The organism is Streptomyces sp. NPDC059524 (genome assembly GCF_042749255.1).
In the GTDB taxonomy this organism is placed as follows: Bacteria; Actinomycetota; Actinomycetes; order Streptomycetales; family Streptomycetaceae; genus Streptomyces; species Streptomyces xanthii.
Window position 1 is genome coordinate 45,648 of sequence record NZ_JBHYTK010000035.1, and the last position, 10,832, is coordinate 56,479.

9 protein-coding genes are annotated in these 10,832 nt (G+C 71.6%); 5 read left to right on the forward strand and 4 right to left on the reverse strand.

Annotation, left to right across the window (positions count from 1 at the left end):
- Positions 1–337: 337 nt before the first annotated feature.
- Together ACFW9D_RS13165 and ACFW9D_RS13170 are read right to left on the reverse strand one after the other, a co-directional pair.
- The gene (locus ACFW9D_RS13165; RefSeq protein ID WP_384621174.1) at positions 338–976 is read right to left on the reverse strand and encodes a hypothetical protein; all 639 of its coding nucleotides are present in this window, start codon (positions 974–976) and stop codon (positions 338–340) included.
- A gap of 97 nt (positions 977–1,073) precedes the next feature.
- Entirely contained in the window at positions 1,074–1,700 is a 627-nt protein-coding gene (locus ACFW9D_RS13170) for an alpha-ketoglutarate-dependent dioxygenase AlkB (RefSeq protein WP_384621176.1), read from the reverse strand.
- Between the two features lie 253 nt (positions 1,701–1,953).
- On the opposite strand from ACFW9D_RS13170, the gene ACFW9D_RS13175 reads away from it, so the two are divergent.
- Positions 1,954–3,162 (forward strand): pyridoxal phosphate-dependent aminotransferase, encoded by a 1,209-nt coding sequence (locus ACFW9D_RS13175; RefSeq protein ID WP_188337153.1) that lies wholly within the window; start codon positions 1,954–1,956, stop codon positions 3,160–3,162.
- A gap of 102 nt (positions 3,163–3,264) precedes the next feature.
- Positions 3,265–3,678, forward strand: coding sequence for a hypothetical protein (locus ACFW9D_RS13180; protein ID WP_384621177.1), 414 nt, complete (start codon positions 3,265–3,267; stop codon positions 3,676–3,678).
- 50 nt (positions 3,679–3,728) lie between these two features.
- On the opposite strand, the gene ACFW9D_RS13185 is transcribed toward ACFW9D_RS13180, so the two are convergent.
- Together ACFW9D_RS13185 and ACFW9D_RS13190 are read right to left on the reverse strand one after the other, a co-directional pair.
- Positions 3,729–5,453 (reverse strand): Ig-like domain repeat protein, encoded by a 1,725-nt coding sequence (locus tag ACFW9D_RS13185; protein ID WP_384621180.1) that lies wholly within the window; start codon positions 5,451–5,453, stop codon positions 3,729–3,731.
- A 191-nt stretch (positions 5,454–5,644) separates the two neighbouring features.
- Positions 5,645–7,477 (reverse strand): phosphoenolpyruvate carboxykinase (GTP), encoded by a 1,833-nt coding sequence (locus tag ACFW9D_RS13190; protein WP_384621183.1) that lies wholly within the window; start codon positions 7,475–7,477, stop codon positions 5,645–5,647.
- A gap of 324 nt (positions 7,478–7,801) precedes the next feature.
- Here ACFW9D_RS13190 and ACFW9D_RS13195 point away from each other — a divergent pair, with 324 nt between their 5' ends.
- From ACFW9D_RS13195 to ACFW9D_RS13205, 3 genes are all read left to right on the forward strand, one after another.
- Entirely contained in the window at positions 7,802–8,485 is a 684-nt protein-coding gene (locus ACFW9D_RS13195; RefSeq protein WP_384621185.1) for a hemolysin III family protein, read from the forward strand.
- 110 nt (positions 8,486–8,595) lie between these two features.
- Positions 8,596–10,152, forward strand: a complete 1,557-nt coding sequence (locus ACFW9D_RS13200; protein ID WP_188337158.1) for an MFS transporter — start codon at positions 8,596–8,598, stop codon at positions 10,150–10,152.
- Positions 10,153–10,157: 5 nt separating this feature from the next.
- A complete protein-coding gene (locus ACFW9D_RS13205) occupies positions 10,158–10,766 on the forward strand; it encodes a TetR/AcrR family transcriptional regulator (RefSeq protein ID WP_188337159.1) in 609 nt (202 codons plus the stop codon).
- Positions 10,767–10,832: the final 66 nt, after the last annotated feature.

Here is a 10,832-nt window from a genome sequence, read left to right on the forward strand (position 1 = left end):
GTCGGTTCGGAACCCTGACGGGACCCGGCGCGCGGTCGCCTCGCCTGTGCGGCCGGACGCCAAACCGGTCGGGCCCGCGCCGGTCCTCTCCGGTGTGCGGAGGGTCCTCTCAGGTGCGCGGAGGGTGCTGTCAGGTGCGCGGAAAAGCCTTCGGGGCACGTCGACTTCGCGACGGACACCGTGGGCCGGGTCGGTTCGGAACCCTGACGGGACCCGGCGCGCGGTCGCCTCGCCTGTGCGGCCGGACGCGGAAGCGGTCGGGGTCGCGTTGGGCTTCGCGGGTGGGTGGGAGGGGGTTCGGGTCACATCGGTCCCGCGGCTCGCACCGGGGGCCGGGTCACTTCGGGCCCTTGGTGGAGCCGTTGCCGCGGCCGGGGTTGTTGGTGGAGTTGCCGCGGGCCGGTTCGGTCGTGGGCGGGGGCGTGGTGGCCGGGGTGTCGGCGGTGCCGCGGGACGTGGAGGCGGCCGGGCTCGCCTCCTTCTTCCCGGGCGTGTCGTCCGGGTCGCCGGACGGGGTGGCGCTCGGGGCCTCGGTGGCTCCGGTGCCGGACGGGGCGTCGGTGGTGGCGGGGCCCGGGGCCGCGGGGGCCGAGTGCTCGGCGCGCTGCTTGCCGCCGTCGTCGTCGCCGTCGGTCCAGGACAGCGGGCCGCTCGACGGGCTCGCCCCGAACAGGCCGAAGACGACGACGCCGAGGAAGACGACGCAGACGGCGCCGAGCGCGATCCCGCCGCGCCGCATCAGGCGCCCCCGGCGCCCGGTGGTGTCGACGAACACGGCGCCGTCCTCGTCGGGCACGACGGGGAGCGGCTCCGTGGTGTCGTGGAGGGCGGCCGGGGCCACGGTGGCCGATTCACGCCAGCCGTGGACCGTGGCCGGATCGGCGTAACCGTCGTAGGCGCCCGCCGCCTGCTGTGGGTCGTAGACGACACCGGACAGGTTCGCTTCGGCGTCTTCTCGTGGGTGCTGCCAGGACATGAGCGCGGATTTTAAGGGGTTCCGGTGGCCCGGAACAGTCGTCGGCGATATCGCCGCAGACCGGCCTTTTCTCCGCCAAGCGCGCGGAACCCCGAGGTCAGCGCACCCCGTGTGGCCGGAACTGGACGCTGATCCTGGGCCCGGCCGCCCGGGTCGACTTGGGGATCGCGTGCTCCCAGGTGCGCTGGCAGGAGCCGCCCATGACGATGAGGTCGCCGTGCCCGAGGGCCCGGCGCACGGCGGGTCCGCCGCCGACGGGCCGCAGCACGAGGTCCCGGGGCGCTCCGACGGAGAGGATCGCCACCATCGTGTTCTCGCGGGCGCCGCGCCCGATGCGGTCGCCGTGCCAGGCGACGCTGTCGCGCCCGTCGCGGTAGTAGCAGAGCCCGGCCGTGGTGAACGGCTCGCCCAGCTCGCGCGCGTAGTGGGCGGACAGGGCGTCGCGGGCCGTGCCGAGCACGGGGTGCGGGAGTTCCTGGCCCGCCCCGTAGAACTTGAGGAGGCGGGGCACGTCGACGACCCGCTCGTACATCTGGCGGCGCTCGGCCCGCCACGGGACGCGCTCGGCGAGCAGCTCGAACAGGGCGTCGGCGCCGTGCAGCCAGCCGGGCAGCACGTCGATCCAGGCGCCGGACCCGAGCTCGGTGCGGCGCAGTCCGTCGAGGCCGCCGAGCGCGGTCTCCTCGATCCGGTCGGCCTGGTCGAAGAGGGATCCCTGGAGCATGACTCCAGACTAACCCCCTTCTTCGAACGTGTGCTCGAACACGTGCAAGCGGCCGGAACACCCGCCCTCCCGAGTGGCCGATCTCACCCGGCCCGGCAGGCCCGCGCATCCAAGCCGCACCCCCGCCCGCACCCGGCATTCCTCAGGCATCCGGCACTGCGTGCCATCACATCCGAAACCGGTCCCGGCCGGGGTCCTCCGGGCGGCGGCGAAGCGAGCGCGCCCCCGCGAGCGGCCGCCGTACAGTCTGTCCATGCAGCTCATCCAGTCGACCAAGCTCGCCAACGTCTGCTACGAGATCCGGGGCCCGGTTCTCGAGGAAGCGATGCGGCTGGAGGCGGCAGGGCACCGCATCCTCAAGCTGAACACCGGCAACCCGGCCGCGTTCGGCTTCGACTGCCCGCCCGAGATCCTCGAGGACATCCTCCGCAACGTCGGGGACGCCCACGGCTACGGCGACGCCAAGGGCCTGCTCGCCGCCCGCCGCGCGGTGATGATGCACTACCAGACCCTCGGCGTGGAGACCGACGTCGAGCACGTCTACATCGGCAACGGCGTGTCCGAGCTGATCGTGATGGCCATGCAGGGCCTGCTCGACGACGGCGACGAGGTACTGGTCCCCGCGCCGGACTACCCGCTGTGGACGGCCGCCGTCTCCCTGTCCGGCGGCACCGCCGTGCACTACCGCTGCGACGAGCAGTCCGACTGGATGCCCGATCTCGCCGACGTGGAGCGGAAGGTCACCGACCGCACCAAGGCGATCGTCATCATCAACCCGAACAACCCGACCGGCGCCGTCTACAGCGACGAGATGCTGCGCGGCCTCACCGACATCGCCCGCCGGCACAACCTGCTGGTCTGCTCCGACGAGATCTACGACAAGATCCTCTACGACGGCGCCACGCACACCCCGACCGCCGCGATCGCCCCGGACCTGCTGACCCTCACCTTCAACGGCATGTCGAAGGCGTACCGGGTGGCCGGCTACCGGGTCGGCTGGATGGCGATCTCCGGCCCCCGCGCGCACGCCCAGTCGTACATCGAGGGCCTGACGATCCTGGCGAACATGCGCCTGTGCGCGAACATGCCGGGCCAGCACGGTGTCGTCGCCGCGCTCACCGGGCGGCAGACGATCGACGACCTGGTGCTGCCGGGCGGCCGGCTGAAGGAGCAGCGGGACGTGGCGCACGGGCTGCTCACGCAGATCCCGGGCGTGACGTGTGTGAAGCCGAAGGGGGCGCTGTACCTGTTCCCGCGCCTCGACCCCAAGGTGTTCAAGATCAAGGACGACCGGCAGATGGTGCTCGACCTGCTGCGCGCCGAGAAGATCATGGTCGTCCAGGGCACGGGCTTCAACTGGCCGGAGCCCGACCACTTCCGTGTCGTCACCCTGCCCGACACCCGGCAGCTGACGGAGGCCGTGACCCGGATCGGGAACTTCCTGGACGGCTACAGCCAGTAGCGCCACGCCGGACGCGACTCGTTTTTGGACAGGTTCTAATTTAGACGAAGTCCAAGGTACGATGGAGGTCAATCCGCGCCCGCTCCTGTCTGGAGGCCTCCGATGTACGAGCCGATCCGCACCAAGTCGGTCCACACGACGGTGGCCGCGCCGGGCGGCGACTTCCCGCACCGCTCGCGCGAGGAGGAGCTGGACATCCAGCTCGCCGGGCACCTCGCGGCCCTCCTCGCCGTGACCGACGAGCTGCGCGCGGTCGCCGGGACGCCGGAGCTCGACACGGCCGCGGCGGAGCTCGCCGCCCAGGTCGCCCGCCTGCGCGGCGGTCACGCCCCGGTCCGCTCGACCGTGGCCGACGCCCTGCACGAACCCCATGTGATCGCCCTGCACCAGCGCGCCCACGCCCTCGCGGGCCGCGCCCTGGTCGTCGCCGCGTCCCGCGCGGACACGGCGGCCGCGATCCTCGCCGCCCGCCGGATGGAGTTCCACGCGGACGCCACGGAGCCCGTCGCGGCGTAGGGCGTGGCGTAGGGCCGGATCGTCGATGCCCCCGGCCCTACGTCTCCGGGTCAGCGGCGCACGAGCACCGTCGCCGACGCCGTCGCGTCCCGGTGGTCGGCGTCACCGGCCCAGGTCAGCGTGTACGTCGCCGACTTGATGGTCCGCGGGGTGTCGCGGAGGGTGAAGGCGCCGTCGGCGCCGACCGTCACCGGAGCCAGCTCCGTCGTCCCCAGCCGGTCCGTGCGGCGCACGGTGAGCGTGAGGCCTGCGGGCAGCGCGGGCCCCGTGGCCGTCAGGGTGCCCGGGATCACCACGCCGGCGCTCATCGTCGCCTCGTCCGGCGCGTCGAGCGTGAGCGTCGTCGGCGCCTTGCCCACCTGCACCGTCCGCACGACGTCCGCCGCGGGCCGGTGCGTGAGGTCGCCCAGGTAGGAGACCCGGTACGTCGCCTCACCGACCTTGTCCGGCACGTCGAAGACCGTGAACGTGCCGTCCGCGGCGAACTTCACCGGGGTCAGCTCCGTCTTCCCGTCCGCGTCCTCGCGCACGGCCGTCACCTTCGCGGGGTCCGCGGGCGCGGGCCCGTCGAACTCCAGCCGGCCGCGCAGCGCCACCGGCTCCCCCACCACGGCGCTGCTCGGCGACTGCGTCAGATCGCCGCTGAACCGGGCGTCGTACTGAGCGGCCGGCGGCGTGATGACGTGCAGCCAGAACTGGCTGCCGTAGGAGGTCACCGCGAACAGCCGGGAGCCGTCCGCCGCGAACTCCAGGCCGCGCGGGGCGATCTCGCTGCCGTCGAGGCTGCCCTCGAAGGCGAACTCCAGCGGCGCCGTCGTGTCCGCCGGGTTCGCCGGCTGGATCAGCAGGTCAGGCGTGGAGCCGTAGGCGGCCGCGCCCCGGGCCACGTACTTGCCGTCGCCGCTGAAGGCGACCGCGGAGGCCTTCGCCCCGGCGGGCAGCGGCTGGTACTGCTCGGCCGCGTCGGTGAAGTCGTCCGCGTTCAGCAGGCGGGTGCCGGACGCGGCGTCGGCGACGGCGAGCTTCTTGCCGTCGGCGCTGGGCGCGAGGTCCTTGAAGTCGAGGGCGCCCTTGCCGTCCTCGCCCGCGAAGCGGCGCTCGGGGCCGCGTACCGGGTCGTCGTTGTCGGCGGCGAACGCGGTGATGAAGGGGTTCGGCGCGCTGGAGTTGGCCGGCTGGGCCGCGTAGAAGCGGTCCGGGGCGGCCGGGCCGCCGCCGAAGAGCTGGATGCGGCCGTAGTCGCCCCAGCCGGTGTTCTGCGCCGGTTCGCTCAGCCGGCCCAGGGTCGCGTACGCGGAGTCGCAGTAGCCGAACGAGTACGCGCTCGTGTGCCAGACCCGGCCGCCCGCGACGGCCAGCGAACGCCCGCAGGTGTCGTAGCTCGCGCTCGTCAGGCTCCGCTGCTCCAGGGTGGCGGCGTCGAAGGCCAGGATGCCGCTGGGCTGCGACACGTACAGGGTGGTGCCGTCGGCGCTCACGTCGAGGCCCGAGGCGGCGGCGGGCGTGCTGATCGAGGTGATCTTCCGGCCGTCGAAGTCGTAGACGTGCACGGCCGGGGGCGTCGGGTTCGACGCGGGGCCCTCCGTGACGTAGACGCGCTGGTGGGCGGAGTCGACCGCCAGCGCCGAGAAGTTGGTGACCGGAAGCTTCACGGCGGTGTCGGCGGGCGTCGCGGCGACGGCCTGCGAGGCCGTGGCACCCACCAGCCCCGTCGCCCCGAGCACCCCGGCCACGAACAGCGCGGCGGAACGTCTGAAGTGCTGAACCTTGCTCAACTATGCCCCCCACAGGCTGAGTTGGCGCCCATCCCCCTCGATGGCCGACTGTGTGGGGACATTGAAACATGTGGTGGACATGTGAAGGTGCGAGTTGATCGCGGCCCACCCGCGCACGCACACCGGACCACCGGCACACATGCGAACGAGCCCCCCGTACGCCGTTGTACGGGGGGCTCGTTCAGGTCCGGCTAGCCGAGGCGCTGCACCAGGTTGCGGTACTCGTCCCACAGCTCCTTGGGCGTGTGATCGCCGAAGGTGTTGAGGTGCTCGGGTACCAGAGCGGCCTCCTCGCGCCAGACCTCCTTGTCGACGGAGAGCAGGAAGTCCAGGTCGGAGTCGGCCAGTTCGAGGCCTTCCGTGTCCAGGGACTCCTTGGTCGGGAGGATGCCGATCGGGGTCTCGACACCTTCCGCCCGGCCGTCGAGGCGGTCGACGATCCACTTCAGGACGCGGGAGTTCTCACCGAACCCGGGCCACACGAAGCGCCCGTTCGCGTCCTTGCGGAACCAGTTGACGTAGTAGATCTTCGGGAGCTTGGCGGCGTCCTTGTCGGCGCCGACCTTCACCCAGTGGGCCATGTAGTCGCCCATGTTGTAGCCGCAGAACGGCAGCATCGCGAACGGGTCGCGGCGCAGCTCGCCGACCTTGCCCTCGGCGGCGGCGGTCTTCTCGGAGGCCACGTTGGCGCCCAGGAAGACGCCGTGGTTCCAGTCGAAGGACTCGGTGACCAGCGGCACGGCGGAGGCGCGGCGGCCGCCGAAGAGGATCGCCGAGATCGGCACGCCCTTCGGGTCCTCCCACTCCGGCGCGATGATCGGGCACTGGCCGGCCGGGACCGTGAAGCGGGCGTTGGGGTGCGCGGCCGGGGTCTCGGACGCGGGCGTCCACTCGTTGCCCTTCCAGTCCGTGAGGTGCGCGGGCGCCTCCTCGGTCATGCCCTCCCACCACACGTCGCCGTCGTCGGTCAGGGCGACGTTCGTGAAGACGGAGTTGCCCCACATGGTCTTCATCGCGTTGGCGTTGGTGTGCTCGCCGGTGCCGGGCGCGACGCCGAAGAAGCCGGCCTCGGGGTTGATCGCGTAGAGGCGGCCGTCCTCGCCGAAGCGCATCCAGGCGATGTCGTCACCGATCGTCTCGACGGTCCAGCCGGAGATCGTGGGCTCCAGCATCGCGAGGTTCGTCTTGCCGCACGCGGACGGGAAAGCCGCGGCGACGTACTTCGACTCGCCCTGCGGCGGCGTCAGCTTGAGGATCAGCATGTGCTCGGCGAGCCAGCCCTCGTCACGTGCCATGACGGAGGCGATGCGCAGCGCGTAGCACTTCTTGCCCAGCAGGGCGTTGCCGCCGTAGCCGGAGCCGAAGGACCAGATCTCGCGGTCCTCGGGGAAGTGCGAGATGTACTTGGTGGAGTTGCAGGGCCACGGGACGTCCTGCTCGCCCTCGGCCAGCGGGGCGCCCAGGGTGTGGACGGCCTTGACGAAGAAGCCGTCCTCGCCGAGCTCGTCCAGGACCGGCTGCCCCATGCGGGTCATGGTGCGCATGGAGACGGCGACGTACGCCGAGTCGGTGATCTCGACGCCGATCGCGGACAGCGGCGAGCCGAGCGGACCCATGCAGAACGGGACGACGTACATCGTCCGGCCCTTCATCGAGCCGCGGAAGACGCCCTTCTCACCGGCGAAGATCTCCCGCATCTCGGCGGGGGCCTTCCAGTGGTTCGTCGGGCCGGCGTCCTCCTCCTTCTCGGAGCAGATGAAGGTGCGGTCCTCGACGCGGGCGACATCGGACGGGTCGGAGGCCGCGTAGTAGGAGTTGGGGCGCTTGATCGGGTCGAGCTTCTTGAACGTCCCCTTGGCGACCAGCTCCTCGGCCAGCCGCTCGTACTCGGCCTCCGAGCCGTCGCACCAGACCACGCGGTCCGGCTGCGTGAGCTCGGCGATCTCGTTGACCCACGAGATCAGGCCCTGGTGGGTGGTCGGGAGGGTGTCCGGGGAGTTGGGAGCCGCGATGTCGCGCGCCACGATCGCTCCTAAATGAGGGGTATGGAGGTTGATGCCCCGTGGGGGCTGCGACCCGGACGCTGCGCCTCCCGTTCCACTGATCCCAGTGGGCGCTCATCCGGTGCCGACGGCACTCATTTGATCATCCGACCGTTTCGCCCATATGTCCAGGGGGCCTCACACCTGAGCGACGTGAGGATTCCCACTCGATACGCAGATTTCACCTTCCGATTGCCGTCCGCCTCCGCTCACGGCCGCACGAGTGAGGGTGGGGGCAGCCCCAGGACGGAAAAGGGGGGAGGCTCCATATCTGTCGCCTACGGTCCCGTAGGTACGATGCCCGCCATGAGCGCCGCCGCAGAGCCCAGCGAAATCCCCGCAGCAGAGCCGTCGTTGCTGAAGCCGATACTGCGCGGCTGGCTGCACGCGGGCATGTTCCCCGCCGTGCTGATCGCCGGCATCGTCCTGACCGCTCTCGCCGACTCCACGCGGGGCCGCGTCGCCTGCGGGATCTACGTCCTCACGGCCTGTCTGCTCTTCGGGGTCAGCGCGCTCTACCACCGGGGGAACTGGGGGCCGAAGGCCGGCGGGGTGCTGCGCCGCCTCGACCACGCGAACATCTTCCTGATCATCGCGGGCACCTACACCCCGCTGACGATGCTCCTGCTGCCCGAGGCGAAGGGGCAGTGGCTGCTGTGGGGCATCTGGGCCGCGGCGGCGGCCGGCATCGTCTTCCGCGTCTTCTGGGTCGGCGCCCCGCGCTGGCTCTACACCCCCTGCTACATCGCGATGGGCTGGGCCGCGGTCTTCTTCCTCCCCGACTTCATGCGGGAGGGCGGCATCGCGGTGCTCGTCCTCGTGATCGTCGGCGGGCTGCTCTACAGCGCGGGCGGGGTCATCTACGGCATCAAGCGGCCGAACCCGTCGCCGCGCTGGTTCGGCTTCCACGAGGTCTTCCACTCGCTCACGCTGGCCGCGTTCGTCGTGCACTACGTCGGGATCTCGCTGGTGGCGTACCAGCACGCCTGATCCGTACGAGCTTCTCCTTCAGGGCCGCGGCACTCGCCGCGGCCCTTTCGCGTGCCCAGAGAGAGAGTTTTGATTGACATCCACTCCCAAGTGAGAGCTACTCTCATTTCATGGCTACTGTCACTGCACAGACGGAAGCGCGCCCGGACCCCCGGCGCTGGTGGGCCCTCGGGGCCCTGGTCGCGAGCATGCTCGTGCTCGGCTTCGACATGACGATCCTCAACGTGGCGCTCCCGAGCATCGCCGCGCAGCTCGGCGCCGACACGGGCGAGCAGCAGTGGATGGCGGACTCCTACATCGTGGTGTTCGCCGCGCTGATGCTCCCGGCGGGACTGCTCGGCGACCGGTTCGGGCGGCGCCGCATGCTCATCGGCGGGCTCGGCGTCTTCCTCGCCGCGTCCGTCGTCGGCGCGCTCTCCTCCGAGGTGACGTGGGTGATCGCGGCCCGCGCGCTCATGGGCGTCGGCGCGGCCTTCGTGATGCCGCTCGCCATCTCCGTCCTGCCCGGCCTGTTCCCGCGCGCCGAGCAGACGAAGGCCGTCGCCATGATCTCGGCGGCGTCCGCGCTCGGCCTGCCGCTCGGCCCGATCATCGGCGGCTGGCTCCTGGACCACTACTGGTGGGGCTCGGTGTTCGTGATCAACGTGCCGATGGTCGCGATCGGCATCACCGCCTGCCTGTTCCTGCTGCCGGAGACCCGCGACCCGGCCGCGCCCCGCGTCGACGTCCTCTCCACGGTCCTCACCGCGGTCGGCCTCGGCGCCCTCATCTACGCGATCATCGAGGGCCCCGGCAAGGGCTGGAGCAGCGGCACCGTCCTCGGCTCCTTCGCGGCGGCCGCCGTCCTGCTCACCGCGCTCGTGCGACGGGAGCGCCGCAGCCCGCGCCCCATGCTCGACCTGTCCCTGCTCGGCAACCGGGGCTTCCTGACGAACACGCTGCTCGCCACGCTCGGCATGTTCGTCATGTCCGGCCTGATGTTCGTGCTGCCCCAGTACCTGCAGGCGGTGCTCGGCACGGACGCGCTCGGCACCGGGGTGCGGATCATCCCCATGATGGGCGGGATGCTGCTCGCGGCCCGGCTCGCACAACCCCTCGTCGACCGGTTCGGGGCACGGTCCGTGATCTGCGTGGCGCTGGTCGTGCTCGCGTTCGCCGGGTTCCTCGGGGCGCGGACCACCGTCGACTCCGGGTACGGGTTCACGGCGCTGTGGCTGAGCATCGCCGGCGTCGGCTTCGCGTTCGCCATGATCCCCGCGATGAGCGGGGCCCTCACCACCCTGCCCAAGGACGAGGCGGGCCGCGGCTCCGGCCTGCTCAGCACGGTGCGGCAGACCGGCAGCGCGCTCGGCGTCGCGCTGCTCGGGGCGCTGGTCGCCGGGGCGTACTCCGCGCACCTGGACACGGGCGGGCTGCGCGGCGCGGCGGCGGACGCGGCCGGGGACTCGGTGATCGGCGCGCACGTCGTCGCGGGGCGGCTCGGCGACCGGGCGCTCGCCGCGTCCGCCGACGCCGCGTACCTGCACGGCATGGACCTGGCGCTCGTCGTCATCGGCATCACGGCGCTCGCCGCGGCCGTGCTAGCGGCGGTCCTCATGCCCGGCCCCCCGGCGACCGGCGGGCCCGGCAAGCAGGTGGCCCCGGTCGGCGCCGATGCCCGAGAATGAGGGTCATGGCCGCCTCAGCACAGACCTCGGAGCCGCGCATCGGGCTCCGGGAGCGCAAGAAGATCAAGACCCGCACGGCGATCCGCGAGGCGACGTACCGCCTGATCCGGGAGCAGGGCTACGACGCGACGACCGTCGAGCAGATCGCCGAGGCGGCGGAGGTCTCCCCCTCCACGGTGTTCCGCTACTTCCCGACCAAGGAAGACATCGTCCTCACCGACGAGTTCGACCCGATCCTCGAACGGGAGCTGCGCGCCCGCCCCTCCGACGAGTCCATCGTCGACTCCCTGCGGCACGTGATCGACCACAGTCTGCAACTCGCCGTGCAGAGCGAGGACCCGGAGACCTCGCGGCTGCGGATGCGGTTGCAGGTGGAGGTGCCGGCGGTCCGGTCACGGATGATGGAGTCCATGTCCGTGACCGGGCAGATCGTGTGCCGGGTCGTGGCGGAGCGGACGGGGCGGGATCCCGGGGATCTCGAGGTCCGGGTCTACGCGATGGCGGTCGTCGGAGCGCTGATGGAGGCCACGATGTACTGGGCCGAACGCCCCGACTCCGTCGAGTTGCGGGAAGTTGTTCTGCGCGCCTTGGACACGGTGCAGCGGGGCCTTTGAGGGGTCGAGTGCCGGGTGCGGGTGGGTGGGGGCTGGTCGCGCAGTTCCCCGCGCCCCTGAAACGCT

Bases quoted from the DNA above. Each gene is read 5' to 3' on its own strand.
- ACFW9D_RS13195 (WP_384621185.1), top strand. From the start codon at position 7,802: ATGAGCGCCGCCGCAGAGCCCAGCGAAATCCCCGCAGCAGAGCCGTCG.
- ACFW9D_RS13175 (WP_188337153.1), top strand. From the start codon at position 1,954: ATGCAGCTCATCCAGTCGACCAAGCTCGCCAACGTCTGCTACGAGATC.
- ACFW9D_RS13165 (WP_384621174.1), bottom strand. From the start codon at position 976: ATGTCCTGGCAGCACCCACGAGAAGACGCCGAAGCGAACCTGTCCGGT.
- ACFW9D_RS13180 (WP_384621177.1), top strand. From the start codon at position 3,265: ATGTACGAGCCGATCCGCACCAAGTCGGTCCACACGACGGTGGCCGCG.
- ACFW9D_RS13205 (WP_188337159.1), top strand. From the start codon at position 10,158: ATGGCCGCCTCAGCACAGACCTCGGAGCCGCGCATCGGGCTCCGGGAG.
- ACFW9D_RS13170 (WP_384621176.1), bottom strand. From the start codon at position 1,700: ATGCTCCAGGGATCCCTCTTCGACCAGGCCGACCGGATCGAGGAGACC.
- ACFW9D_RS13200 (WP_188337158.1), top strand. From the start codon at position 8,596: ATGGCTACTGTCACTGCACAGACGGAAGCGCGCCCGGACCCCCGGCGC.